Here is a 24,331-nt window from a genome sequence, read left to right as displayed (position 1 = left end):
ATGACGATAGCGCAACGAAATCGACTGCGTCGCACCGGATGTGCGCGTCGCATCGCGACACGCCCGATCCGGTCGATCGACCAGCTCGTTCGCCGTCCCGGCAAGCCTGCCGCGAACTCGCACTTCAGCGGCGGTCCACGAGCACGGATACGCCGCGAACCAGCGCGCGGAAAGACAGCGTCACATCTCAGGAAGTGAGATGCTCGACCTAATCCTGCGTACCGGCCGTGCCCGCGTGCGCGTACTCCGACAAGGCGGCGGCGAGAGCATGCGGGACGCGCGCGTGGACGCGGGTTCCGCCCTCTTCGTGATCCGAACCGAGGATGCGGCCATCGGCGTGGATGCGGGCGAGCAGGTCACCGCGCGTGTACGGCAGCAGCACGCTGATCTCCACGTCCAAGTCCCCGAGCAGCTCGGCGAGCCGCTCGCGCAGCCCATCGATCCCGCGGCCGCTGCGCGCCGACACGAACGACGCGTCGGGCAGCAGCGCACGCAGGTTGGTGAGCTCGGTCGGCCCCATCGCGTCGGTCTTGTTCACCACCAGCAGTTCGGGCGGGGCGGGTGTACCGGATTCCTTGATCACGTCCGTGATCACCTCGCGGACCGCCTTGATCTGCTCGGCGGGCAGCGCGTCGGAGCCGTCCACCACGTGCACCAGCAGGTCGGCGCCGGTCACCTCCTCCAAGGTGGAGCGGAAGGCCTCGACCAGCTGGGTCGGCAGGTGCCGCACGAAGCCGACGGTGTCGGTGAAGACGACCTCGCGCCCGTCGTCCAGTTCGGCCCGGCGGGTGGTCGGATCGAGGGTGGCGAACAGGGCGTCCTGGACCAGCACGCCGGAGCCGGTGAGCTTGTTCATCAGGCTCGACTTGCCCGCGTTGGTGTAGCCGACGATCGCGACGGACGGGACGCCACTGGACGTGCGGCGCGACCGCATGGTGTCGCGCGCGGTCTTCATCTCGCGGATCTCCCGGCGCAGTTTGGCCATCCGCTCACGGATGCGACGACGATCGGTCTCGATCTTGGTCTCACCGGGGCCGCGCAGACCCACGCCGCCGTTGCTACCGGCGCGGCCACCGGCCTGCCGGGACATCGACTCACCCCAGCCGCGCAGCCGGGGCAGCATGTACTCCATCTGGGCCAGCGAGACCTGCGCCTTGCCCTCCCGGGAAGTGGCGTGCTGAGCGAAGATGTCCAAAATCAACGCGGTCCGGTCGACCACCTTGACCTTGACCACCTTCTCCAGGGCAGTGAGCTGAGCGGGGGTCAGCTCGCCGTCACAGATGACGGTGTCCGCGCCGGTCTCCAGCACCACGGAGCGCAGCTCGTCGGCCTTGCCGGAGCCGATGTAGGTGGCCGGATCCGGCCGGTCGCGGCGCTGGATCAACGCTTCCAGCACCTCGGAGCCCGCAGTCTCGGCGAGCGCGGCGAGTTCTGCCATGCTGGCCTCGGCCTGCGTGGCGGTCCCCGTGGTCCAGACCCCGACCAGCACGACGCGCTCCAGGCGCAGCTGCCGGTACTCGACCTCGGTGATGTCGGTGAGCTCGGTGGACAGGCCCGCCACACGGCGCAGCGAACTGCGGTCCTCCAACTGCAGTTCACCGGTGGTCGGATCGGCCGACCAACCCGATCGCCGCATCCGTGCCCGGTGCTCGGCGACGACGTCGCCGGTCACCGCGTCTTCGCCGGACACCGCGTCGTCGGCCGCATCGGCGGCGCGATCGTTCGCGTCCGCCGGAGTGAATTCATACGTCTCTGACTTCCTCATACACCATCCATGCTGCCACGACATCACCGCAGCACGCACCCGGTTATCGGGGCGATGCCGCTACCGACCGTCCCACCAGGCCCCGGCGAGGCGACCCGAGGCCAGCAAAACCGACGGCCCGCGCAGCCATGCCGACCCGCGCTCGAGCCCGACGGTCAGTTCGCCGCCGGGCACCCGGACCGTCACCCGACCGGAGTCGGCGCCGATCCGGAAGCCGTCGGCGGCCAGCGCCGCGGCGGCCGCGGCGACGGTTCCCGTTCCGCAGGAACGGGTTTCGCCCACACCGCGCTCGTAGACCCGCATGTCGACCGACCTCTCGGCGTCCAGCGCCGTGACGATCTCGACGTTCACCCCGTGTGGGAACAGGTCCGGATCGAAGCCGGGCGGCACGGTCAGGTCGAGCTTGCCGAGCGCGTCCACGGACATGCCCGGATCGACGCAGGCCAAATGCGGATTGCCGACATCGATGCCGATCCCGGGCAGCGCCCAGCCCGCGATGGTCGCGGTGGACGGGCCGAGTTCGCGCACCCGGCCCATGCCGACGGTGACGTCCCCGGTGACCGAGTTCCCGGCATGCACGGTGACCGGGCGCGCCCCGGCGCGGCTGCCGACCACGAAGCTGTCGCGGGTTTCCAATCCCGCCGCGTGCAGGTAATGCGCGAATACGCGCACGCCGTTGCCGCACATCTCCGCGATCGAGCCGTCGGCGTTGCGGTAATCCATGAACCAGTCGTCGGCGCCCACGTCCTCCGGAAGCTCCGCCAGCACACCGGCGGCCTGCAACGCACCGGCCCGCGCGACCCGCAACACGCCATCCGCGCCGAGCCCGCGCCTGCGATCACACAGCGCGCCGACCTGCTCGGCCGTCAGCGCGAGGCCGGCCTGCGGGTCGGGCAGCACCACGAAATCGTTCTGGGTGCCGTGACCCTTGGTGAACTCGATATCCGGCACGTGCGATGTCTCCCTGTCTCGTCGTCATTTGGCAAACGTCCGGCGCTGCCGGGAAATTTCGTAGAGCGCCACCGCGGCCGCCGAGGGCGCCCCCAGCGAGCTGGCCGTCCCACCCATCGGGATGTGCACCATGTCGTCGCAGGCCGCCTCCCACGCGGCGCTCATACCGCTGGTCTCGTTGCCGATGACGAGGATGGTCGCGTCGGTGAAGTCGTAGTCGTAGGCGGCGTGGCTGCCGTGCTCGTCGGTGCCAACGATGCGGGTCGGGATGCCGCGGCGGATCTGCCGGTTGCGGAACTCCAGCACCTGAGCGGGCCCGGCGGCGCGGATCACCGGCACGGCGAACAGCGAACCGGTCGAGGCGCGCACCGCCTGCGGGTCGTACTGGTCGGCGCCGTGTCCGGTGACGATGACGCCGCTGGCGCCGAACGCGTCGGCCGAGCGGATCAGCGTGCCCAGGTTGCCCGGCGAGTTGGGCCGGTCGAACACCACGACCACCGGCGCGTCCTCCCCCGGCTCACCCGGCTCGAAGGCCTCCAGTTCGGGCTGCCGCGACTCCGCGACCGCCACCAGTTCCGGTATCCCGGCGGCCTTTTCGCCGAGTTCGGCCATCAGCTCGGGCACCAGGCCGACCTGTGGCACTCCGCTGGTGTCCAGCACTTCGCGCGCCCAGCTGGACAGCTCGGGGCCGCCGAGCCGGTACAGCAGCGTCTCCAGCGGCCAGTCGTTGGCCATGGCCTGCGTGATCGGACGCACGCCCTGCACCAGGAAACGGCCGTCGCGATGACGCTTGGTGCGGTTGTTGAGGTAGGCCTGCCACACCTGGACGGAGGCGTTGCGCGTGCTCACACGTCGGGTCACTGCGGAGTCCGTTCTTTCTCATCGAGCAGGGCCAGCGCCGTCGCGGCCGGATCAGGGGCGGCGCCGTCCACCCACCGCACCCGGGGATCGCGCCGGAACCAGGAGCGTTGCCTGCGCACGTAGCGCCGCGTGCCGATCAGGGTGCGTTCCTGAGCATGGTTCAGGTCGTATTCGTTGTCCAAATAGGCCAGGACTTGTGCGTAGCCGATGGCCCGCCGGGCCGTGACGCCCTCGCGCAGGCCGCACTCGATCAGGCCGCGTACCTCCTCGACCAGCCCGCCTTCGAACATCGCGGCGGTGCGCCGCTCGATGCGCGCGTCCAAGGCCGCGGTCTCCCGGTCGACGCCGATGACGATCGTGCCCCAGCGCGGCTGCCCGATGGTCGGCGCCGACGCGGCGAACGGCTGTCCGGTGAGTTCCACGACCTCGAGCGCACGCACCATACGGCGCCCGTCGGTGGGCAGGATGGTGGCAGCGGCCACCGGATCGGCCGCGCGCAGCGCCGCGTGTACGGCCGCGACGCCCCGCTCGGCGAGCACCGCCTCCCAGCGCGCCCGCACGGCCGGATCGGTGGCCGGGAACTCCCATTGGTCCAACAGCGCCTGGACGTACATCATCGAGCCGCCCACGATGACGGGCACCCGGCCGCGCCCCATGATCGCGACGACGTCCGCGCTCGCCGCCGCCTGATACGCGGCCACGGACGCGATGTCGGTCACGTCGAGCACGTCGAGCTGGTGGTGCGGGATGCCCCGGCGCTGCGCGACGGGCAGCTTCGCGGTGCCGATGTCCATGCCGCGGTACAGCTGCATGGCGTCGATGTTCACGATCTCGCCGCCGAGTTGTTCGGCCAGGTCGAGAGCCAGATCGGATTTGCCGGTGGCGGTGGGGCCGACGACCGCGATCGGAGTGATGCCGGAATCCGTCACGGCGCGTCGTCTCCCGCGGTCCGCCAGAGGCTCACGTGGTAGCCGACTCCGAACGGGGCGTCCCGGTAGCGCGTCTCGACCAGCGGATCGGCGCGGAACAGCCCGGCCAGCACCTGATAGGCCGGGCGGCCCGTCACGCCCAGTTCGGCACACAGTCCGGAGTCGAGTGCCCGCAACGCGGCGCGATCACCTGTGCTCAGCGCGGCGTCCAGCCGGTCCTGCACCGGGCGGGCCCGTTCGTCGAGGTAGCCGGGCGCCTTGACCGACAGCGTCGCCGCCCCGTCGGCGACGACCAGCACACCGCGCGGCTCGCCGTCGCTGTCCAGCTCGGCACGCAGCTTCGTCCCGGTCTCCCGGCAATGCTCCGCGGGCGCGTCCGCGGCGACGACACTCGCCTCGGCGACCGCCTCAGGGGCGACCTGCCCGCGTAGCCACCCGCCGATCAGTACGGCCAGCGGCAACCCGGCATCGGCCTGCCGCGCTCCGGCGACGGCGGCACTCGAGAGGCCGACCCGCACGTCGACGCCGAAGCCGCGGAACGTGCCGACGGTCTCCGGACCGAACGTGCGGTCACCGGGATCGGCGCCGATCACCGTCCAGTGGCCTGTCACGGACGCGAAGGCGCGCACGGTGTCGAGCACGGCCGACCGCAGCACCGCGCGCGGATCCGAATCCCCTGCTCCCGCCGTGTCCGCCGTACCACCGCACAACTCGGGGACCAGCACGGGCGGCGACGGAACGAGGGCGGCGACGGAGAACACGTCGTAACCGTAGTCGTTGCGGGTACTGCCGGTACCGGCCGGCTTCGAGTGTCTCTGCCGTAAATACCGCCGAGATTGATAGTGTTCGAGGAGCTACAACCCAGGTCATCAGGGGTTGGAATCCGCGGGATTCCTCCGTGGGAAGGCATGGATCGATGGTCACAAGGGCTCGGACCGGGTTGAATGGGATGAGCTAGGGCGTAACCAGGCAGCCGTGACGCGCGGCAGGGACGAGGAAAAATGACCGACAGCAACGGAACCGCGAAAGCCGGACCCGGCAAGATGCCCCGTTCTTCCGGTGCTCCGAAACCGGGCCGCTCGATTCAACCGCCCAAACCGCACGCGGTCAAACCCGCCCCGGGCCCGGCCCAGCAGCATCCCCATCCCGTCGTCGTGCCCACCGTCTCCGATCCGAGCCGGTGGGGCCGGGTCGACGAAGACGGCACCGCGTGGGTGAAGACCGCCGAGGGTGAACGCCAGATCGGCTCGTGGCAGGCCGGTGACGCCGCGGAGGGCTTGGCCCACTTCGGCCGCCGGTTCGACGATCTGGCCACCGAGGTCGCCCTGCTGGAGGCCAGGTTGGCCGCGGGCGCGGACGCACGCAAGACCAAGGCCGCCGCCGTCACGCTGGCCGAGTCGCTGCCGACCGCCGCCGTCATCGGCGACATCGAGGGCTTGGCCCGGCGCCTGCAGGCCATCGCCGAGCACTCCGAAGAGGCCGCCGCGCACGCCAAGGAAGAGAAGGAACGCGCTAGGCACGAGCACACCGAACGCAAGGAGGCGCTGGCCGCCGAGGCGGAGAAGATCGCCGCCGAGTCCACCCAGTGGAAGGCCGCGGGCGATCGGTTGCGCGAGATCCTCGACGAGTGGAAGTCCATCCGGGGCGTGGACCGCAAGGTCGACGACGCGCTGTGGAAGCGCTACTCCAAGGCGCGTGAGGCGTTCAACCGCCGCCGCGGCGCGCACTTCGCCGAGCTGGATCGCGAACGCGCCGCCGCGAAGGCGCGCAAGGAAGAACTGTGCGTGCAGGCCGAGGAACTGTCCGGCTCCACAGAGTGGGTGGCCACCGCGGGCATCTTCCGCGATCTGCTCACCGAGTGGAAAGCCGCCGGTCGCGCGCCGCGCGAGGCCGACGAGGCGCTGTGGCGGCGCTTCAAGAGCGCCCAGGACGTCTTCTTCGCCGCGCGCAACGCCGCGGTCTCCGAGCGCGACGCCGAGTTCGAGCACAACGCGGCCGCCAAAGAGGAACTGCTGAACCACTACGCCTACATCGATCCGTCCGCCGACCTGGAAGCGGCCCGCGGCGCGCTGCGCGAGCTCCAGGACAAGTGGGACGCCATCGGCAAGGTTCCGCGCGAGCGCATGCAAGAACTGGAAGGCAAGCTGCGGGCTATCGAGAAGCGTGTGCGCGACGCCGTCGACGCGCAGTGGCGGCGCACCGACCCCGAGGCGATGGCCCGCGCCGCCCAGTTCCGCGAGCGCGTGGCGCAGTTCGAGGAGCAGGCCGCGAAGGCGCAGGCCGCAGGCAAGGCTCGCGACGCGGAGAAGGCGCTGGAACAGGCCAAGCAGTGGCGAGAGTGGGCCGAGGCCGCCGAGGGAGCCGTCAGCAACCGCTGAGATATCGGCACGATCGAAACGAACAGCGGCCCCTCCCGGCTGGGATGGGCCGCTGTCGTGTGGAAAGAGCCGGTCAGGAATCGCCCATCAGCCGACGACGGTCGCGTTCCTCCGCCGCCGCGGCGGCGTTGCGGCGCTGCTCCTCTGCGGCCAAGTGCAGTGCGGTGCGGCTCCACACCACCCGGATCCAGTGGAAGGTGAGCACGACGGTCACGATCGCGCCGAGGATCAGGCCGATGCCGGGGCCCGCGCCGACATAGTTGCCGAGCCCGGGCGTCTGGCGGTGCCAGATGGACAGCACGCCGAACACGGCCGCCACGGCACTGCCCGCGACCGCGACCCAAGCCAGCACCCAGCGGCGGGTCATCAGCGCCAGCATCGAGAAGCCGATGCCGAACACCACGACGAACCACACGAAGATCCGCGAGGGCAGCCCGATGTGCTCGGCCCGCGCGACGTCGGTGTTCAGCAGCACGTCGAAGCCGCGCGCCGCGCCGGCGTGCGACAGCACCAGCGAGGCCAGCAGCAGGAACACCGAGCCCGCCACGACCATCGCGCGGACGCCGGGATCGATCTCACCGGCGATCTTGCGCTCGACGGCGTCGAGATCGTCGCGGAACTGTTCGAAATCGGCGGTGCTCTCGACCGAGCTCACGGAATCCTCGTTTCGTTCGTCTGCGTCGGGGCTCGCCGGCTCGCGCCCCCGGTCGGCCGCGGACGCGCCGCGCTGGTCGTCGCCGGACGCGGGGACAGATCCATCGGCGCCACGGGTGGCGTCGTCGTTGTCCTGCGGGCTCGCGGTCATGCGTCGCAGCCGGTCGAGCAGCTCGCGGCCGCGGGTTCCGGGGCGGGTGCGCCGATGCGAGGCAGTCCGAGCCCGACGCCGATCGGCGCGGTCTTCGGGGTGACGCCGCGCTCGTGCGCGTCACCGGCGCGGGTACGGCGGTGGGTCTTGATCGCGGCATCGGCGACCAAGTGGTGCGGCGCCGCGGCGGTGATGTCCACCGTGATCAGATCGCCGGGGCGGATCGGCTCGGCCGTGCCGCCCGGGCGGAAGTGCACCAGCCTGCCGTCGCGGGCGCGGCCGCTCATGCGCGCGGTCGCGGCGTTCTTCTTGCCCGCGCCCTCGGCTACCAGCAATTCCACCTCGGTACCGACCAGCTCTCGATTGGCCGCCAAGGAGATCTCCTCCTGCAACGCGATGAGCCGGTCGTAGCGCTCCTGGACCACGGCCTTGGGCAGCTGATCGGGCATGTCGGCGGCGGGCGTACCGGGCCGCTTGGAGTACTGGAAGGTGAACGCGCTGGTGAAACGCGCCTGCCGGACCACGTCCAGGGTCTCCTGGAAATCCTCCTCGGTCTCGCCGGGGAAGCCGACGATGATGTCGGTGGTGATCGCGGCGTGCGGCATCGCGGCGCGCACCTTGTCGATGATGCCGAGGTAGCGCGCCTTACGGTAGGAGCGGCGCATCGCCTTGAGCACCCGGTCCGAACCCGACTGCAGCGGCATGTGCAGCTGCGGGCAGATGTTCGGGGTCTCGGCCATGGCCTCGATCACGTCGTCGGTGAACTCCGCCGGGTGCGGCGAGGTGAACCGGACCCGCTCCAAGCCGTCGATGTGTCCGCACGCGCGCAGCAGCTTGGCGAACGCGCCGCGGTCGCGGGGTTCGTCCGGGTCGGCGAACGAGGCGCCGTAGGAGTTCACGTTCTGGCCGAGCAGCGTCACCTCGAGCACGCCCTGATCCACCAGCGCCCGCACCTCGGCGAGCACGTCACCGGGGCGGCGGTCGACCTCCTTGCCGCGCAGCGACGGCACGATGCAGAAGGTGCAGGTGTTGTTGCAGCCGACCGAGATGGAAACCCAGCCCGCGTAGGCGGATTCGCGCTTGGCGGGCAGGGTGGACGGGAACGCCTCCAGCGACTCCAGGATCTCCACCTGGGCTTCCCTGTTGTGCCGCGCCCGCTCCAGCAGCACCGGCAGCGAACCGATGTTGTGGGTGCCGAAGACCACGTCCACCCACGGCGCCTTGCGCACCACGACGTCGCGGTCCTTCTGCGCCAGGCAGCCGCCCACGGCGATCTGCATGCCCGGATGGCCCGCCTTGATCGGCGCGAGATGCCCGAGCGTGCCGTAGAGCTTGTTGTCGGCGTTCTCGCGCACCGCGCAGGTGTTGAAGACGACGAGGTCGGCCGTCGCGCCGGGCGCGGCCTTCACGTAGCCCGCGTCCTCCAGCAAACCCGACAAGCGTTCGGAATCGTGCACGTTCATCTGGCAACCGAAGGTGCGGACCTCGTAACTGCGTGCTGTGCCCTCGGCGGGCGCGGGAGACAACACTGCCTGTCCGATCGAATCCACCCGTCCAGGGTACGGGGCGGCCTCCGGTGGCTTTCGCGGGCATCGACGCAGGCTCGGGGCGGTCCACCGCCGACGACGGAGGAACCGCGAAGTTACGCGCACATGTCGAATCGGCGTGGCGAGAGGGTGTGTCGCCGAAAGTCGGGCAAATTTCCGATTTTTGCCTAAGGTCATGACCATGACCGACGACGACGCCGCGCCCGCCACGACCGGGGACGCCTCTGCCGGGGCCGTCAACGCCGCCACCAGCGGCCCACCGATGATCTTGATGCGCAAAGTGGACAAACACTTCGGCGACCTGCACGTACTCAAGGACATCAACCTCGAGGTCCCCAAAGGGCAGGTCGTCATCGTGCTGGGCCCCTCGGGATCCGGCAAGTCGACGCTGTGTCGCACCATCAACCGGCTGGAGCCGATCGATTCCGGCGACATCGCCATCGACGGTGTCCCGCTGCCCGCCGAGGGCCGCGCGCTGGCCGCGCTCCGCGCCGACGTCGGCATGGTCTTCCAGTCCTTCAATCTTTTCGCGCACAAGACGATCCTCGAGAACGTCGTGCTCGCGCCGGTCAAGGTCCGCAAGATCAAGAAGGACGCCGCCCGGACCCGCGCCATGGAGCTGCTCGACCGGGTCGGCATCGCCGATCAGGCCGACAAGTACCCGGCGCAGCTGTCCGGCGGCCAGCAGCAGCGCGTCGCCATCGCCAGGGCGCTGGCGATGAACCCGAAGGTGATGCTGTTCGACGAGCCGACCTCCGCGCTGGACCCGGAGATGGTCAACGAGGTGCTCGAGGTCATGGTGTCGCTGGCCAAGGACGGGATGACGATGCTGGTCGTCACCCACGAGATGGGCTTCGCGCGCCGCGCGGGGAATCGGGTGCTGTTCATGGCCGACGGCCAGGTGGTGGAGGACGCGACGCCGGACACCTTCTTCACCGCCCCGAAGTCCGAGCGAGCGAAGGATTTCCTGGGCAAGATCTTGAGCCACTGACCTGCCGGACACAGCGGCCAGCACACCCACTGGATAGGGAGAAGGAACTCGATGAGGATCAATCGCGCTCTGCGCATCGGTGTCGGGGCGATCGCCCTGACACTCGCCGCCGCGACCGCCACCGCGTGTGGCGGCGGCGGCGACAAGTCCGCCCTGGATCACGCCAAGGACGGCAAGCTCACCATCGGCATCAAGTTCGACCAGCCGGGTCTGGGCCTGCGGAACAAGGACGGGTCCTACAGCGGCTTCGACGTCGAAGTGGCCAAGTACGTCGCCGGGAAACTGGGTGTGCAGCCGAACGACATCACGTTCAAGGAAGCGCCGTCGCCGCAGCGTGAGACCCTGATCGAGAACGGACAGGTCGACTACATCGTCGCCACCTACTCGATCAACGACAAGCGCAAGGAGAAGGTCGACTTCGCCGGTCCGTACTACGTCGCGGGACAGTCGCTGCTGGTGCGCGCCGACAACACCGACATCAACGGCCCGGACAACCTGAAGGGCAAGAAGGTCTGCTCGGTGAAGGGCTCCACCCCAGCCCAGAACATCGAGAAGAACTTCCCCGACACGCAGTTGCAGACCAACGACACCTACTCGCTCTGCCTCGAGGGCCTGCGCGCCGGATCCTGGGACGCGGTGACCACCGACGACATCATCCTGGCCGGTTACGCGGCGCAGAGCAGCGGCGCGTTCAAGGTGGTCGGCAAGCCGTTCACCACCGAGAACTACGGCATCGGGTCGAAGAAGGGCGACAAGGAACTGCGCGACAAGATCAACGACGCGATCGAGGCGATGATCGCCGACGGTTCCTGGAAGAAGGCGTTCGACTCGACCGTCGGCGCCTCGGGCTACCAGGCCCCGCAGCCGCCGACGGTGAACCGGTACTGAGCGTCCGCACCGTTCGCCTCAGCACGGGTGGCCCGTCCCCGACCGGGCCGGGCCACCCGCCGCACCTCCCCTGACCATCGCGACCCGATCGGAGGCACGCGTCCGCCGTGTTCGACCTGATCTCGAGGTACGACAGCCAAATCCTCGAAGCCTTCTGGGTGACCATCCAGCTGACCGTGCTGTCCGCGGTCGGCGCGCTGATCCTCGGCACCGTCGTCGCGGCGCTGCGCGTGTCACCCGTGCCGGTCGCCCGCTGGGTCGGCACCGCCTACGTCACCATCTTCCGCAATACTCCGCTCACGCTGATCATCGTGTTCATGTCGCTGGGCCTCTACACGACAATGGGCTGGCGCCTCGCCGGCGAGGGCCCGAACTCGCTGGCCCAGAACAACTTCCGCTTCGCGGTCGTCGGCCTGAGCATCTACACCGCCTCCTTCGTCTGCGAGTCGCTGCGCGCGGGCATCAACACCGTGCCGATGGGCCAGTCCGAGGCGGGCCGCTCGCTCGGATTCGGCTTCCTGCAGAACCTGCGGCTGGTCGTGCTGCCGCAAGCCTTCCGCTCGGTGATCGCCCCGCTGGGCAGCGTGCTGATCGCGCTGACCAAGAACTCCACCATCGCCTCGGCGATCGGCGTCGCCGAAGCGGCGACCCTGATGGCGGAGATGACCGAAACCGAGGCCGCGGTGCTGGCGATCGGCGCGATCTTCGCGCTCGGCTTCGTGATCCTGACCCTGCCGACCGGCCTGTTCTTCGGCTGGCTGGCCAAGAAATACGAGGTGTCCCGATGAGCGCAGGCGCTTCGGTCCTGTTCGACGCGCCGGGCCCGAAGGCGAGGCTGCGCAACAACGTCTACTCGCTGCTGGTCGTGGTCGCCGTGGCCGCGACGGGCTGGGTGCTCTATCGCGGTTTCGCCGACAAGGGGCAGTTCACCGCGGAGAAGTGGAAGCCGTTCCTGGAGGCGGAGGTCTGGTCGACCTACCTGCTGCCCGGTCTGCGCGGCACCGTCGTCGCCGCGCTGCTGTCCATCGTGTTCGCGCTGATCATCGGCATGATCTTCGGCGTCTTGCGGCTGTCGGACCATCGCGTGGTGCGCTGGGTCGCGGGCACCGTCGTCGAGGTGGCGCGCGCCATCCCCGTGCTGATCCTGATGATCTTCCTGTTCGCGGTGTACTCCCAGTACGACGTGTTCCAGTCCGAGGATCTCGCGCTCGCCGCGGTGGTCACGGCGCTGACCGTCTACAACGGCTCGGTCATCGCGGAGATCGTGCGCGCGGGCATCCGCTCGCTGCCGAAGGGGCAGACCGAGGCGGCCGTCGCGCTGGGCATGCGCAAGAACCAGCTGATGCGGTTGATCCTGCTGCCGCAGGCGATCACGGCCATGCTGCCCGCGCTGGTCTCACAGATGGTGGTCGCGCTCAAGGACTCGGCGCTGGGCTACCAGATCACCTACGTCGAAATCGTGCGCTCCGGCCAGCAACTCGGCGCGGCCGAACAGAACACGATTCCGGCGCTGATCGTCATCGCGATCGTCATGATCGCGCTCAACAGCGCGCTGACGCTGGTGGCGACCAGGCTGGAACGGCGGCTGCGGGCGCGCAAGCGCGGAAAGGGCGGCGGCGCGGTCCTGGCCGCGGACTCGGTCATCACCGATGCCGCGCCCGGCGTCGACCTCGGCCAGAAGCCCTGAGCCGGGCTGCGGAAACCTTGCCGCGCAAGCGAACTGGTTAGCGTGCGGCAATTCCGCACGGGTGCCGGAGTGTTGTGCTCGAGCTGAGCGCAACACTCGTGCCCTCGGCGGCGTCCCGTCAATCTCGTAGGCATACGCCGATCCCCGGTATTCGACCGGTGGGACGGTCATCAGCGCGTCATACCTGCGGGAGTTGATCGATGACCAGCCGTACCTCCGACCTTCTCTTCGACGAGTCCTTCTCCTTCCCCGGCGAACTGCGCCACCCCGGGAACGCGGGCCCCGCACGGGTCGCGGTGATCGGCGCGGGCGCGAGCGGTCTGGCCGCCGCCTACGAGCTGCAACGCCACGGTCTGGACGTGACCGTCTATGAGCGCACGGCACGTCCCGGTGGGCGGGTCCGCACCTGGCGGTTCTGGGACGGCACCCACGGTGAACTCGGTGCGATGCGGATCCCGGGCAACCATCACTGCACGCTGCACTACGTCGACGAGTTCGGCTTGGCCACCAGGCCTTTCGTCAACGCGAATCCGGATGCGTACTACCTGCTGCGGGGCCGTCGGGTGCGCAGGTCTCAGGTGGAACAGGTGCTGCCCGCCTACCAGCTGGACGAGGCCGAGCGCACCGACCCGCTACTGGTGCTCGAGCGGCTGCTGCGCGCCGCCTGGCAGGGTCTCGGCGATCATCGGCGCAAGGCCCTGCTGGCCGGTGACGTGGCCGACCCGGAGCTGGACCGGCTCGCGGCGACCTCGCTGTGGCAGTTCACCCGGCAACGCCTCTCGCCGGACGCCTGGGATCTGATCGGGCATGCCAGCGGGCTGCTGCACTACGAGCACGCCTCGCTGCTGGAAGTGCTCGTGGATTACTTCGGGTTGTTCAATGTCGACCAACTGGAGCTGGTGGACGGCACCGATGCGCTCATCCGCGGTTTCACCGACGCGCTGCGCCCGGGCAGCCTGCGGCTGGCCACCCGCATCACCGAACTGCACGTCACCGGCGACGGCGTGCGGTTGCGCGGCGAGCGGCACGGCGCGGCGTTCACCGACGAAGTCGACTTCGTGATCTGCGCGGTACCCGCGCCCGGCCTGGATCAGATCGACATCTCCCCCGCGCTGCCCGCGCCCCAGCGGCAGGCGATCCGCGGCATCAGTTACGCCAGCAGCACGAAGACCCTCGTCCACGTCCGTGCGCGGCACTGGGAGCACGTCGACGGGATCTTCGGCGGCGGCAGCTTCACCGATCTGCCGATCCAGCAGGTGTGGTACCCGTCCGACAACGCCCGGCTCGCCCCCGAGTCGGCCCGCTGGAGTGCGGCGGATCCCGAGCGCTCGCACGCACCGGCCGTGCTCACCGCGGCCTACCTGTGGGAGAACAACGCCCGGCGGTTCGCGGCGCTGCCCGAGAGCGACCGCACCAGAATCGTGCTCGCCTCGCTCGAACAGCTGCATCCCGGCCTGACCGCCGTCGTCGACGACGTCGTGCACTGGGCCTGGGACGAGCAGGTCGGCATCGGCGGCGGGGCGTTCGCCTACCTGGCGCCGGGACAGCACGCGCGCTACCTCGCGGAAATCGGCGCACCGCATCCGCATCCGGCGCCGCGGGTGTTCTTCGCAGGCGAGCATCTCTCGGTCGCGCACGCCTGGATCCAAGGCGCGCTGCAATCGGCGCTGGAGTCGGTGCGCCACGTGCTGGATCAGGTGAGCGTGCCGCGTGCGGCTTGATCGCGCGACCTGGGTGCTCGCCTCGGTGAGCACCGTGTGGGGCGCCAGCTACACGGTCACCGGCTGGGGTCTGCGCGAACTGGACGTGGTGACCTTCAACGCGATCCGCTTCGCCGCGGCCGCGCCACTGCTGCTGGTCCTCGCGTGCGCCGTGGAGGGCAGGCCCGCCATCGCGCGCCGGTGGTGGCCGCGGCTGGCGCTGTCGGCCGCGATCGGCATCGTGGCGTATCAGCTGGCCTTCAGCGCCGCGGTGGCGCTCACCACGGTCACCGAGTCCGCCATCCTGATCGCTTTGTCGCCGTTCTGGACCGCGCTGCTCGCGCGGCTGAGCGGTGAGCCCGTCCGCGCCGCCGTGCTGATCGGCGCGTGCGTGGCGATGGCAGGCGTGGTCCTGGTCGTCCTCGGCCGCGAGGCGGGCCACGCGGCGCCGAACCGCGCGCTCGGGGATCTGGCCGCTTTGGTCGCGTCCGCGCTGTGGGGCGCCTACCCGGTCGTCACCCGTCCCTTGCTGGTCGACCACAGCCCCCTGCGGGTGACGGCGTGGGCTTCGGTGATCGGCGCCGCGATACTGCTGCCCACGGCGTCCGCACTGGGACCGCCGCGCGATGTGCAGGAGATTTCTGGAACGACCCTGGTCTCGCTGGCCTTTTCCGTGCTCGCCGTGACCATTTACGGCCTCGTGGCGTGGCACTGGGGCGTGCGGCGGGTGGGGTCGGCGCAAACGATGGTCTTCATGTTCGCGGTGCCGGTGGCGGCGGCGGTGTTCGCCGTCGCGGCCGGCACAGAACGCGTCACCTGGCCGCAGGTCGCCGGTGCGGGGCTCGTGCTCGCGGCATTGACCTGTAGCCGACGCAATCCGAAAGTACTCGACACAGGAGTAGGAAATGACGGTTACCACGACCTCGATCACGCTGGAACGCGCGACGCTCATCGTTAGCGAGGCGCTGGCCTACGGCGCCGCGCACGGGTTCGACCCGCTCACGGTGGCGGTTCTGGATCCCGGCGGCCATCTCGTCGCGTTACAACGCCAGGACGGCTCCGGCATCCTGCGACCACAGATCGCGATCGCCAAGGCCTGGGGCGTGCTCGGCCTCGGCGTCTCCAACCGCGAGATCGCCCGCCGCGCGGCGGCCGCGCCGACCTTCTTCACGTCGGTGGCCGCGCTCGCCGAAGGGCGCATCCTCGATGTCCCCGGCGGTGTCTTCATCCGGGACTCGGCGGGCGGGATTCTCGGCGCGGTCGGTTCGACTGGGGCCGCGACTTCCTTGGAGGACGAACGCGCCGCCGTGGCGGGTATCGAGGCCGCCGGTCTATCCGCCGATACAGGAGAGGTGTAGACCGACGATGCCGCACCCGAAACCCGCGCAGCGTTGCACCTCCGCCGCGGCGGTACGAAGGGTACAGACCTCGACCGCCGCGGGCCGGGCCCCGATCGGCTGTCCGAGCAGCGACAATCAGCAAACCGATCGAAAACGCCGTAGTCGCCCGCGTTTTCGCTAGCACGGCGGCTGCGCCGGGCCGTACCCCGAGCAGTAGCCGCACACCGACCATCCGTATCCCGCACAGCCGACCGGCGTGGAGCGCAGTTGTGAGCGGGATAGGGCTTCCCCCACCGGGCCGGATCCGGTCGGCGCCAACCGTGCGCGCTCCCCCGCACGACCGCACATCGCTTCGGCAGCGGTGTGCCAATTCCGGTGAGATCGGTACCGCCGACGAACTCCCACCAACTCGCGCGGTTCGACTGCCGCCGGTATACGACAACGCCTCGAACTGGTGGAGCACGGCTCCCGATCGCCGGGAGCCGCATGGGCGAGTTCAGTCGATGGTCTCGTCGAGATCGCCCTCGAACCCCTGATCGGCCAGTTCGGTCTTGACCACCCGATACGCCGTGGACTGACCGTAGCCACGGCGGGCGAGCATGCCGACGAGGCGGCGAATCATCTTGTCCCGGTCCAGATCTCGCGGCAGAGAGCGCAATTTGCGGCGGACCAGCTCGGCGGCGCGGGTTTCCTCGTCGTCGGTGGTGATGGCGTCGAGGGCGGCCACGGCATCCGATTGTGCGACGCCCTTGCGCCGAAGTTCTTGCGCGAGCGCCTGCTTGCCTTTACCGGAGAAGGTGTGCCGGGAGTGCACCCATTGCTCGGCGAAGGCGGCGTCGTCGACGAGACCCACTTCGCCGAGGCGATCGAGCGCCCGTTCGCTCACTTCGGCCGAGTACCCCTTGGCGGCCAGACGCTGAGCCAGCTCGGCACGGCTGCGGGCGCGAACGGCGAGCAATCGGAGACACGCCTCCTTCGCCTGTTCGACCGTTCCGGCTTCGGATTCGGCCGCTCCCGGATCGGCCGTTGGTCCTTCGGTGAGACCGGAGTCGGCCGAGGGCGAGCCGATACGCGCCCGCGCACCCCGGGGACCACGACGGGACCCAGCCGGGCGCGCCCGCTGCGGATCGGACGCGCCCGGCCGAGTTCCCATGGTGTCCGGCGCAACCGAACCACCTTCGGCCCTCCGGACGAGCTCGGCGTCCTGTCCGCGGGACCGGGCGCCGTCTGGCGGACCGGAAGCGGACAAGAGTTCTTCCAGCCGACGCCGCATCTCCTGCACCGCGTCGGCCCGTGGCCGCCCGGAATCGGCCGGAGCCGTTCCGGGCGAGCGACGGCTGTGCGTCGGCTCAGAAATCGGCGGGCACCTCCGCGGCCGCATCGGCCGTCACGTCGGCGCCGATGCCGAGCTTCTCCTTGATCTTCTTCTCGATCTCGTCGCGGACGTCGACGTTCTCCAGCAGGAACTTGCGGGCGTTCTCCTTGCCCTGGCCGAGCTGATCGCCCTCGTAGGTGTACCAGGAGCCGGACTTGCGGATGAAGCCCTGCTCGACACCCATGTCGATGAGCGAGCCCTCCTTGGAGATGCCGTGCCCGTAGAGGATGTCGAACTCGGCCTGCTTGAACGGCGGGGAGACCTTGTTCTTCACGACCTTCACGCGGGTGCGGTTGCCCACCGCGTCGCTGCCGTCCTTGAGCGTTTCGATGCGGCGCACGTCCAGGCGCACCGACGCGTAGAACTTCAGCGCCTTGCCGCCGGTGGTGGTCTCCGGCGAGCCGAACATCACGCCGATCTTCTCGCGCAGCTGGTTGATGAAGATCGCGGTGGTGCCGGAATTGTTCAGCGCGCTGGTCATCTTGCGCAGCGCCTGACTCATCAGGCGGGCCTGCAGACCGACGTGGCTGTCGCCCATCTCGCCCTCGATCTCGGCGCGCGGCACCAGCGCGGCCACCGAGTCGATGACGATGATGTCGATGGCGCCGGAGCGCACCAGCATGTCGGCGATCTCCAGCGCCTGCTCACCCGTGTCGGGCTGGGAGACCAGCAGCGCGTCGGTGTCGACGCCCAGCTTGCGGGCGTAGTCCGGATCGAGCGCGTGCTCGGCGTCGATGAACGCCGCCACGCCGCCCGCGGCCTGCGCGTTGGCCACCGCGTGCAGCGCCACGGTGGTCTTACCCGAGGATTCCGGGCCGTAGATCTCGACGATGCGGCCGCGCGGCAGGCCGCCGATGCCCAGCGCCACGTCGAGCGCGATCGAGCCGGTGGGGATCACCGAGATGGGCTGGCGCGCCTCCTCGCCGAGGCGCATGACGGCGCCCTTGCCGAAGCTCTTCTCCACCTGGGCCAGCGCGAGTTCGAGCGCCTTGTCCCGGTCGTACGCCTGTGGTGCCATGGTCCTGCTCCCCTTTTCGACGGGTAAGTCTCGTTCTGTGGTTGGCGCCTACAGTAGAGCGCGGCACCGACAAGTTCTGGCGACCAGCCTAGACGAACAGGTGTTCGAGTCAAGCGACGCGCCCGGCGCGCAGCACACCGCTCGCGCCCTCTCCGGCGAACGCCGCGCGATCAGCGCACCAGGGCGATCCGGTCGGTGTCCAGCAGCGTCTGCGCCTGTTTGAGCACGCGCAGGGAAGGCGTCACTTCCACGTCGGTGATCCCGTCCAGCGCGCCGAGGCGCTCGGTCACGTACCGGTAGAGATCCGCGGTGTCGCGGCAGATGATCGAAGCGAACACATTGGACGGCCCGGTGGTGGCGGCGACGAACACGATCTCCTGGTGCGTCGCCAGCGCGCGCCCCACCGCGTCCAGATCGGCGGGCCGCACGCGCAGCCAGAGCGCGCCGCGCACGCCGTAGCCCATCCGTTCGATCGCGAAATCGACGTCGAAGTACAGCACGCCCGCCGCGGTCAGCTCGGCCATGCGCCGCGCGACTCGCGGCGCTGTCCACCCGGTTTCGGCCGCGAGCTGGGCGTACGGAGCGCGCCCGTCCCGGCCGAGCAGCGTGAGCATCGCCTCGTCGGCCGCCGAAAGGTGCACCGGTGCGTCCGGTCCCGCGTCCGCGGTCCGGGGCCGGGCGGGGCCGAGTGCGTCGAGCTGGGCGGCGGTGAGCAGGTGCCGATAGCGCGGCCACTCCTCGTCGAGCGGAAAACGATGGATGACCTCGTACGCGGTCAGCGCCAGCACTTGCGGGGCGCGCGGCAGGATCTGCAACAGCAGCGCGTCGCGCCGCTCGATCGAGCGCGGCCTGCCCACGCAGGTCACCTCTGAGCCGGTGGACAGCAGGGTCACCCAGCTCAGATCCGGGAACCGGGACAGGGATTCGGCCAGCCGCAGCGCTTTGTCCGGTGTCGATTTCAAGCGCAGCACCCAGCGCGCGTGACCGAGCGGCGCCGCGTTCACCTGTCCGGCCACGTGCAGGATGCCGCATTGCCGCAACGCGCGATAACGCCGCGCCACCGTCTGCTCGGAGACGCCGAGAGCGCCGCCCAGCCGGGCGAACGGCATCCGGGCGTCGTGAACCAGCGCGTGCACGATCTGTTTGTCCAGGACATCCAGATCGGAAGATTCCCTCGGGTCATCGTCGCGCACAGGAGGAATCTAACGCAATTGCCGCTGTGGCTAGGGGGATCCGTCCGATTGCCGCACGCTTGGCGTCGAAATCATTCGAATCCGCCGTGGAGGCTCCCGTGAGGAAATGGCTCCCCCTGTTCGCCGCGTGCCTCGGCACGCTGATGCTGCTCATCGACGTCACCATCGTGAACGTCGCCCTGCCGGATATCGCCGCCGATCTGGACACCGGATTGTCCGGCTTGCAGTGGGTGGTGGACGGCTACGCCTTGGCGCTGGCGGCGCTGCTGCTGGTGCTCGGCTCGCTCGCCGACCGGGTCGGCGCGAAGCACGCCTACCTGGCCGGACTGGTCGTCTTCGCGATCGCGTCGCTCGGGTGCGGCGTCGCCGAGAACGCGGCGGCCCTCGTCGCGGCGCGGGCGCTGCAAGGCGTCGGCGGCGCGGCCATGTTCGCCACCACGCTGTCGCTGCTGCACGCCACCTACACCGGTCGTGACCGCGGCGTCGCCTTCGGCGTCTGGGGCGCGGTGTCCGGTGCGGCGGCGGGCATCGGAGTGGTGCTCGGCGGCGTGCTCACCGAGGCGTTGTCGTGGCGCTGGATCTTCTTCGTCAACCTGCCCATCGCCGTGCTGGCGATCGGGCTGACCGCCACCGTGTTCCCGCCCGTCCAGCGGCGCGTGGGCCGAGCGGTGGACCTGCCGGGCATGCTGGCCTTCGCGACCGCGGCGACGGCGGTCACCTACGGTGTCATCCGCGGCGGCGAGCACGGCTGGACGGACGCGGCCGCGGTGACGGCGTTCGCGCTGGGCGCCGCCGCGACCGCGATCTTCGGCTGGGTCGAAGCGCGCGGCGCCGCACCGATGTTCCCCTTGGCACTGCTGCGCAACCGCGATTTCGGCGCGACCCTGTTCGGCGCGTCCGGACAGACGTTCGCCGCGTTCGCGAGCACTCCCCTGGTCTCGCTGTGGCTGCAACAGCAACTGCGCATGTCGCCCCTGCACGCGGGTCTGGCGATGCTCCCGATGGCCGCGACCGCGTTCGTGGTGGCGGGCGCCTTCGGTCGGCTGCTGCACGATGTCGCGCCGAAATGGACCATCGGCGCGGGGTTGGTGGTGGTCGGCCTGGGCAGTTGGCTGCTGATGATCGTCGGCGCCGAGTCCTCCTGGGTCGCGCTGATCCCGGGATTCGTGGTGATCGGCATCGGGATCGGCGTCAACGCGCCCGCGCTGGTCTCGGTCGGCATGGCGGCGGTCGCCCCGGAGCAAGCGGGCACCGCCGCGGGTGCGGTGAACACTGCCCGGCAACTGGGCCTAGCGCTCGGCGTCGCGGTGCTCGGCACCGTCTTCCGCGGGGTGGCCGACGCCGCGCAGCCGATGACGTCGCCGCACTTCGTCGCCGGGCTCGACGCGGCGTTCGGCATCGCGGCGGCGGTGGGCATGGGATTCGGACTGGTCGCGTTCGGACTGTTCCACCGGAAGCGCGCGGACGCCGGATCGCCCGAAGCCGAGCGGCAGGCCGTCGCCGCCTGATCGCGATCCGGCACGAAGAGACGGCGGCGTCCCGGACGGGCGCCGCCGTTTCCCGTGCCCCGGCGGCCCTAACGCTGCGGCAGCACCGACTCGTCACCAGGCTCGCGTGGCCCGAAGATGCGCCGCTCGGATTCCCCGATCGGGACATCGTTGATGCTGGCCTCACGCCGGGACATCAGCCCGTCCGGTGCGAACTCCCATTGCTCGTTGCCGTAGCTGCGGAACCACCGGCCGGACTCGTCGTGCCATTCGTACTGGAACCGCACGGCGATGCGGTTGCCGTGGAAGGCCCATAGATCCTTGCGCAGCGCGTAGCCGTTCTCGATGGACCACTTCCTGGTGAGGAACTCGACGATGGCGTCACGGCCGGTGAAGAACTCGTCGCGATTGCGCCACACCGAATCTTCGGTGTACGCGGCGGCGACCCGTTCGGGATCGCGCGTGTTCCAGGCGTTTTCCGCAGCCCGCACCTTGGCTTCGGCGGATTCCGCGTCGAACGGGGGTAGCGGAGGTCGCATGGGACAACTCCTTTTCTCGAAGTCTCAGGGATTCACGGGAGAAAGTTCGGCAGGGCCCCATCGCAGCGCTCCCGTGGATCGCTCGACCACCTCTTCGATGGTGAAATCGAGGGAGCACTGCGCGCCCGCCGTGAAGGTCTCGGCTGCCCAGACCAACTCGGCCGTGCCGGTGAGCTGCAAGGCGATGTCCGCCTGCCCCATCCGGCGCTGCACGGCGACCTCCCCGCGGTGGAACGCCTCCATCGCGATACTCCCTTCGCTACGCGGCCGGATCAGAAGAAGCCGCAGGTCGGTGCCGCACCGCTGGGCGCGGGAGCGGATTCCGCGCCACTGGGCGCGTACACCTCCAGCCGGATGCCGTCGGGATCGGTGAAGAAGATCCCACCGGAGGCGACGCCCTCGCCGTGCGCCACCACGCCGTCGTGGGCGAAGGTGACCGAGAGTTCACGCAGCACCCGTTCCACCGCGCGTACCTCGTCGATGCTGTCTACCTGGAACGAAAGATGATGCAGCCCAGGCGTTTCGGTGGAAAACGCGCCGCCGCTCTGCTGCCACAGCGTGACCACCAGCTTGCCGTCGCGACCAGGAAGGCCCAACGGCGCTGCTCGTCGGCGCTCGCGGCGAGCTGTTCGAAACCAAGGGCCCGACGGTAGAAGTCCACCGAACGATCCAGATCCGAGACGTTCAGGCCGATGTGCCCGGTGCTGAGCTGAGGCGCGGCAACCGTGGTCATGAGTTCCTCCTCGGAAGATTCAACCGCCTTATGCGGTTTCACTGGTTAGAACGTACCGACCCGAGAACAATGGTGTCAACCATCTAAATAATTTTCAACGGTTAGAAAGGAGGTGACGGCCGTGGACGACGGCGCCCACTCGGTACCCTCGGGCATGCCCGATCCACGCCCCCACCTCGGTGAACCCCTGGCGCTCGATCTGCTGAACACGAGATGGATCGAGCACGGACCACAGGACCTGCTCACCGATGTCACCGGCCTGCACACCTGGCTGGCGTCCGCGGGCCTCACCGATCGCGCGACCGCCGACGAAGCCACCTTGAACGCGGTGCTGACCGCCCGGACCGCCATCTACGACGTGGTGGTGCACGCTTCCCCCGCCGGACTCAACGACGTGCTGGAACACGGCCGCGTCCGCCGCGCGCTCACCGCGTCCGGGCCCGCCGACCTGGTGGACGTCCCGGAGCAAGCTTGGTTGCCCGGCTGGCTGGCTGCCGACAACCTGCTGGAGCTGCTGCGCACCGCATCCGATCGGATCCGCCAATGCGCGCATCCGGAGTGCGTGCTGTTCTTCTACGACACCTCGAAGAACGGAACCCGCCGCTGGCACTCCATGGCCACCTGCGGCAACCGCACCAAAGCGGCGCGGCACTACGCGCGAAAACCCTGAGGCTCAGAACAATTCGTCGAGCAGCCGGTAATACGTCAAGCGGCTCTCGTCCGGCTCGGCCAGTCCGTAGGCCGCGAAGAAGGCCGTCACCTCCGCTTCGCCGAAATCCGCGCGCAGGTCGCGGACGGCGAGCGCCAGGTCACGGTAACGGTCGGAAACACCGAGCCCGCCGACATCGAGGAGGACGCCGTTCGCCAGCACGTTCGGCGGGGTGAAATCACCGTGCGCCACCACCAGATCCTCACGCTCCGGCCGCTGTGCCAGCAGCCGCTCGAGGATCTCCGCGGGGGTGGACCCGGCGTTGTCGTCGTCGAAATCGTCCGCGTCGACGAGACCTTCGACCACGTTGCGGCGCGCCCGCGCCAGCACGACGTCCAGGCGTCCGTCGAACGGGCACTCGCCGACCGGAATGCTGTGCAGCCGGCGCAACAGCGCGCCGAGCACGGCGCCGATCGAGGCCGCGTGAGCGCCGCCGGAGCCCGCCGACAAGCTGGGCGCGCCCACGTCCGCGAGCACCAGCACGTCGTCCTCGAACGCCGTCACCTCCGGCACGGCGATCCCGCGCTCACGCAGCCAGGTGAGCCGCCGATACTCGGCGACGGCCTTCGGACCGCGTTTGAGCCAGTAGGCGCCGTCGACGCGCACCACACCACCGCTCATGCCCTCGTGCTCGTCCGACCAGCTCGGCACCTCGCCGAACAACGCCGCGACGGTGGGCGGCAACGGAATCGGCAGCTCGCCCAGCGTGTCCAGCGCGGTGCGGGTGGCTTCGATCTCCTCGGGATCGCCCTCGGCCACGCGCAGCCGCATCGCCTCGGCCAGCAGTTCGCGCGCCTCGGCCAGGTGGTTCCGTTCGGCGAGCGCCTTGCCCAGGTGCTGCACGGCGAACGAGAGCACCTCCGGCGCGGCTACCCGCGCGTGTTCCACGGCGCGGCGGTACAACGTCTCCGCGGTGCCCGCGTCGCCGCGATAGCGGTAGACGTCGCCCAAGTTGATCCACACGGTGATCCGGCGCCGCTCCGTGTCCACCAGTTCGAGCGCACGATCGAGGTGGTCGAGCGCCTCGTCGTAGCGGCCGAGCAGCATCAACTCGATGCCGGTCTGCCGGTAGCTCGCGAAGTCGTCGGGGTGTGCCTGCGCCACCCGGACCGCCAAACGTTCCGGGTCGTGCGGGATCATCCGCTGCCGCTCGTCGAACCGGTACAGCGGCTCGTCGCGCTCCACCTGCCCGGGGGCGCTCACCAGCGCGTCCTCGGCACGTCGAATTCGGCGCACAGGGCGCGCCAGACGTCGCGGGGATCGGTTCCGGCCTCGATGGCGGCGGCGCCGGTGCGCCCGCCCAACGCCGGGATCACGTGGTCGGTCAGCAGGGCGTCGCCGCGGGCCACACCGAACTCGGTGTGCAACAGTTCCTGAAACTCGGTCAACCGCACCGTCCCGAACTTACTCCCGTCCCCTGCGTTCGCTGGTCAGG

23 protein-coding genes and 2 pseudogenes are annotated in these 24,331 nt (G+C 69.7%); 10 read left to right on the top strand and 15 right to left on the bottom strand.

The window, feature by feature from the left end; all coding sequences use genetic code 11:
- Positions 1-208 precede the first annotated feature (208 nt).
- The 5 genes from hflX to ACL03I_RS04080 form a co-directional block, all read right to left on the bottom strand.
- Positions 209-1,636 (bottom strand): GTPase HflX, encoded by a 1,428-nt coding sequence (hflX, locus tag ACL03I_RS04100; protein ID WP_412805205.1) that lies wholly within the window; start codon positions 1,634-1,636, stop codon positions 209-211.
- A 189-nt stretch (positions 1,637-1,825) separates the two neighbouring features.
- Complete coding sequence (gene dapF / locus ACL03I_RS04095; protein ID WP_355071014.1) at positions 1,826-2,707, bottom strand: diaminopimelate epimerase; 882 nt, start codon at positions 2,705-2,707, stop codon at positions 1,826-1,828.
- Between the two features lie 33 nt (positions 2,708-2,740).
- Entirely contained in the window at positions 2,741-3,577 is an 837-nt protein-coding gene (locus ACL03I_RS04090; protein ID WP_364426073.1) for a TrmH family RNA methyltransferase, read from the bottom strand.
- Positions 3,574-4,506 (bottom strand): tRNA (adenosine(37)-N6)-dimethylallyltransferase MiaA, encoded by a 933-nt coding sequence (gene miaA, locus ACL03I_RS04085; RefSeq protein WP_412805159.1) that lies wholly within the window; start codon positions 4,504-4,506, stop codon positions 3,574-3,576. Before miaA ends, ACL03I_RS04090 begins: the two co-directional genes overlap by 4 nt.
- Positions 4,503-5,267, bottom strand: coding sequence for a class III extradiol ring-cleavage dioxygenase family protein (locus ACL03I_RS04080; RefSeq protein WP_412805158.1), 765 nt, complete (start codon positions 5,265-5,267; stop codon positions 4,503-4,505). The genes miaA and ACL03I_RS04080 overlap by 4 nt, the downstream gene beginning before the upstream one ends.
- A gap of 240 nt (positions 5,268-5,507) precedes the next feature.
- Here ACL03I_RS04080 and ACL03I_RS04075 point away from each other — a divergent pair, with 240 nt between their 5' ends.
- The gene (locus tag ACL03I_RS04075; protein ID WP_356961492.1) at positions 5,508-6,884 is read left to right on the top strand and encodes a DUF349 domain-containing protein; all 1,377 of its coding nucleotides are present in this window, start codon (positions 5,508-5,510) and stop codon (positions 6,882-6,884) included.
- Positions 6,885-6,957: 73 nt separating this feature from the next.
- Here ACL03I_RS04075 and ACL03I_RS04070 read toward each other — a convergent pair whose 3' ends face one another.
- Complete coding sequence (locus tag ACL03I_RS04070) at positions 6,958-7,689, bottom strand: Rv2732c family membrane protein (RefSeq protein WP_412805157.1); 732 nt, start codon at positions 7,687-7,689, stop codon at positions 6,958-6,960.
- Complete coding sequence (miaB, locus tag ACL03I_RS04065; protein WP_356961491.1) at positions 7,686-9,239, bottom strand: tRNA (N6-isopentenyl adenosine(37)-C2)-methylthiotransferase MiaB; 1,554 nt, start codon at positions 9,237-9,239, stop codon at positions 7,686-7,688. The genes ACL03I_RS04070 and miaB overlap by 4 nt, the downstream gene beginning before the upstream one ends.
- A 259-nt stretch (positions 9,240-9,498) precedes the next feature.
- On the opposite strand from miaB, the gene ACL03I_RS04060 reads away from it, so the two are divergent.
- The 7 genes from ACL03I_RS04060 (at position 9,499) to ACL03I_RS04030 (ending at position 15,860) form a co-directional block, all read left to right on the top strand.
- The gene (locus tag ACL03I_RS04060) at positions 9,499-10,227 is read left to right on the top strand and encodes an amino acid ABC transporter ATP-binding protein (protein ID WP_355071010.1); all 729 of its coding nucleotides are present in this window, start codon (positions 9,499-9,501) and stop codon (positions 10,225-10,227) included.
- A gap of 51 nt (positions 10,228-10,278) precedes the next feature.
- Positions 10,279-11,115, top strand: a complete 837-nt coding sequence (locus tag ACL03I_RS04055; protein WP_355070239.1) for a glutamate ABC transporter substrate-binding protein — start codon at positions 10,279-10,281, stop codon at positions 11,113-11,115.
- A 107-nt stretch (positions 11,116-11,222) separates the two neighbouring features.
- Positions 11,223-11,903 carry an amino acid ABC transporter permease gene (locus ACL03I_RS04050; protein ID WP_355070237.1) on the top strand — a complete coding sequence of 227 codons (681 nt, stop codon included), beginning with the start codon at positions 11,223-11,225 and terminating at the stop codon, positions 11,901-11,903.
- A complete protein-coding gene (locus tag ACL03I_RS04045; protein WP_356961487.1) occupies positions 11,900-12,802 on the top strand; it encodes an amino acid ABC transporter permease in 903 nt (300 codons plus the stop codon). The genes ACL03I_RS04050 and ACL03I_RS04045 overlap by 4 nt, the downstream gene beginning before the upstream one ends.
- 200 nt (positions 12,803-13,002) lie before the next feature.
- The gene (locus tag ACL03I_RS04040) at positions 13,003-14,523 is read left to right on the top strand and encodes a flavin monoamine oxidase family protein (RefSeq protein ID WP_412805156.1); all 1,521 of its coding nucleotides are present in this window, start codon (positions 13,003-13,005) and stop codon (positions 14,521-14,523) included.
- Entirely contained in the window at positions 14,513-15,460 is a 948-nt protein-coding gene (locus ACL03I_RS04035; RefSeq protein WP_412805155.1) for a DMT family transporter, read from the top strand. The genes ACL03I_RS04040 and ACL03I_RS04035 overlap by 11 nt, the downstream gene beginning before the upstream one ends.
- Positions 15,408-15,860: a GlcG/HbpS family heme-binding protein gene (locus ACL03I_RS04030; RefSeq protein WP_355070229.1), complete on the top strand. Its 453-nt coding sequence runs from the start codon at positions 15,408-15,410 to the stop codon at positions 15,858-15,860. Before ACL03I_RS04035 ends, ACL03I_RS04030 begins: the two co-directional genes overlap by 53 nt.
- A gap of 478 nt (positions 15,861-16,338) precedes the next feature.
- On the opposite strand, the gene recX is transcribed toward ACL03I_RS04030, so the two are convergent.
- The 3 genes from recX to ACL03I_RS04015 form a co-directional block, all read right to left on the bottom strand.
- Positions 16,339-16,995 (bottom strand): recombination regulator RecX, encoded by a 657-nt coding sequence (gene recX, locus ACL03I_RS04025; RefSeq protein ID WP_412805154.1) that lies wholly within the window; start codon positions 16,993-16,995, stop codon positions 16,339-16,341.
- A 196-nt stretch (positions 16,996-17,191) separates the two neighbouring features.
- A complete protein-coding gene (gene recA, locus ACL03I_RS04020; protein ID WP_039799269.1) occupies positions 17,192-18,235 on the bottom strand; it encodes a recombinase RecA in 1,044 nt (347 codons plus the stop codon).
- A 170-nt stretch (positions 18,236-18,405) separates the two neighbouring features.
- Positions 18,406-19,428, bottom strand: a complete 1,023-nt coding sequence (locus ACL03I_RS04015; protein ID WP_412805153.1) for an Lrp/AsnC family transcriptional regulator — start codon at positions 19,426-19,428, stop codon at positions 18,406-18,408.
- 98 nt (positions 19,429-19,526) lie between these two features.
- On the opposite strand from ACL03I_RS04015, the gene ACL03I_RS04010 reads away from it, so the two are divergent.
- Positions 19,527-20,936: an MFS transporter gene (locus ACL03I_RS04010; RefSeq protein ID WP_364426840.1), complete on the top strand. Its 1,410-nt coding sequence runs from the start codon at positions 19,527-19,529 to the stop codon at positions 20,934-20,936.
- Between the two features lie 68 nt (positions 20,937-21,004).
- On the opposite strand, the gene ACL03I_RS04005 is transcribed toward ACL03I_RS04010, so the two are convergent.
- The 3 genes and pseudogenes from ACL03I_RS04005 to ACL03I_RS03995 form a co-directional block, all read right to left on the bottom strand.
- Positions 21,005-21,454, bottom strand: a complete 450-nt coding sequence (locus ACL03I_RS04005) for a nuclear transport factor 2 family protein (protein WP_355070223.1) — start codon at positions 21,452-21,454, stop codon at positions 21,005-21,007.
- Positions 21,455-21,478: 24 nt separating this feature from the next.
- Positions 21,479-21,634, bottom strand: a pseudogene (locus tag ACL03I_RS04000) (pyridoxamine 5'-phosphate oxidase family protein); the annotation flags it as partial.
- A gap of 92 nt (positions 21,635-21,726) precedes the next feature.
- Positions 21,727-22,187: pseudogene (locus tag ACL03I_RS03995) on the bottom strand (VOC family protein).
- A 154-nt stretch (positions 22,188-22,341) separates the two neighbouring features.
- Here ACL03I_RS03995 and ACL03I_RS03990 point away from each other — a divergent pair.
- On the top strand, positions 22,342-22,857 hold the full coding sequence (locus ACL03I_RS03990) for a CGNR zinc finger domain-containing protein (protein ID WP_412805204.1): 516 nt from the start codon (positions 22,342-22,344) through the stop codon (positions 22,855-22,857).
- Between the two features lie 3 nt (positions 22,858-22,860).
- On the opposite strand, the gene ACL03I_RS03985 is transcribed toward ACL03I_RS03990, so the two are convergent.
- Together ACL03I_RS03985 and ACL03I_RS03980 are read right to left on the bottom strand one after the other, a co-directional pair.
- Entirely contained in the window at positions 22,861-24,099 is a 1,239-nt protein-coding gene (locus ACL03I_RS03985; RefSeq protein ID WP_355070216.1) for an aminoglycoside 3'-phosphotransferase, read from the bottom strand.
- Positions 24,096-24,290, bottom strand: coding sequence for a DUF3046 domain-containing protein (locus ACL03I_RS03980; protein WP_355070215.1), 195 nt, complete (start codon positions 24,288-24,290; stop codon positions 24,096-24,098). Before ACL03I_RS03980 ends, ACL03I_RS03985 begins: the two co-directional genes overlap by 4 nt.
- Positions 24,291-24,331 lie beyond the last annotated feature (41 nt).

This window comes from Nocardia sichangensis (assembly GCF_047200615.1).
GTDB classification, from domain to species: domain Bacteria; phylum Actinomycetota; class Actinomycetes; order Mycobacteriales; family Mycobacteriaceae; genus Nocardia; species Nocardia sichangensis.
Note: the sequence above shows the minus strand (reverse complement) of the source record. Positions and strands in the feature narration are given on the sequence as shown.

Excerpts from the sequence above, each read along its gene's own strand:
- hflX (WP_412805205.1), bottom strand. The coding sequence starts at position 1,636 with ATGCGGCGATCGGGTTGGTCGGCCGATCCGACCACCGGTGAACTGCAG.
- ACL03I_RS04075 (WP_356961492.1), top strand. The coding sequence starts at position 5,508 with ATGACCGACAGCAACGGAACCGCGAAAGCCGGACCCGGCAAGATGCCC.
- ACL03I_RS04070 (WP_412805157.1), bottom strand. The coding sequence starts at position 7,689 with ATGACCGCGAGCCCGCAGGACAACGACGACGCCACCCGTGGCGCCGAT.
- ACL03I_RS04060 (WP_355071010.1), top strand. The coding sequence starts at position 9,499 with ATGATCTTGATGCGCAAAGTGGACAAACACTTCGGCGACCTGCACGTA.
- ACL03I_RS04055 (WP_355070239.1), top strand. The coding sequence starts at position 10,279 with ATGAGGATCAATCGCGCTCTGCGCATCGGTGTCGGGGCGATCGCCCTG.
- ACL03I_RS04045 (WP_356961487.1), top strand. The coding sequence starts at position 11,900 with ATGAGCGCAGGCGCTTCGGTCCTGTTCGACGCGCCGGGCCCGAAGGCG.
- ACL03I_RS04040 (WP_412805156.1), top strand. The coding sequence starts at position 13,003 with ATGACCAGCCGTACCTCCGACCTTCTCTTCGACGAGTCCTTCTCCTTC.
- ACL03I_RS04030 (WP_355070229.1), top strand. The coding sequence starts at position 15,408 with ATGACGGTTACCACGACCTCGATCACGCTGGAACGCGCGACGCTCATC.
- recX (WP_412805154.1), bottom strand. The coding sequence starts at position 16,995 with ATGGGAACTCGGCCGGGCGCGTCCGATCCGCAGCGGGCGCGCCCGGCT.
- recA (WP_039799269.1), bottom strand. The coding sequence starts at position 18,235 with ATGGCACCACAGGCGTACGACCGGGACAAGGCGCTCGAACTCGCGCTG.
- ACL03I_RS04005 (WP_355070223.1), bottom strand. The coding sequence starts at position 21,454 with ATGCGACCTCCGCTACCCCCGTTCGACGCGGAATCCGCCGAAGCCAAG.
- ACL03I_RS03990 (WP_412805204.1), top strand. The coding sequence starts at position 22,342 with ATGCCCGATCCACGCCCCCACCTCGGTGAACCCCTGGCGCTCGATCTG.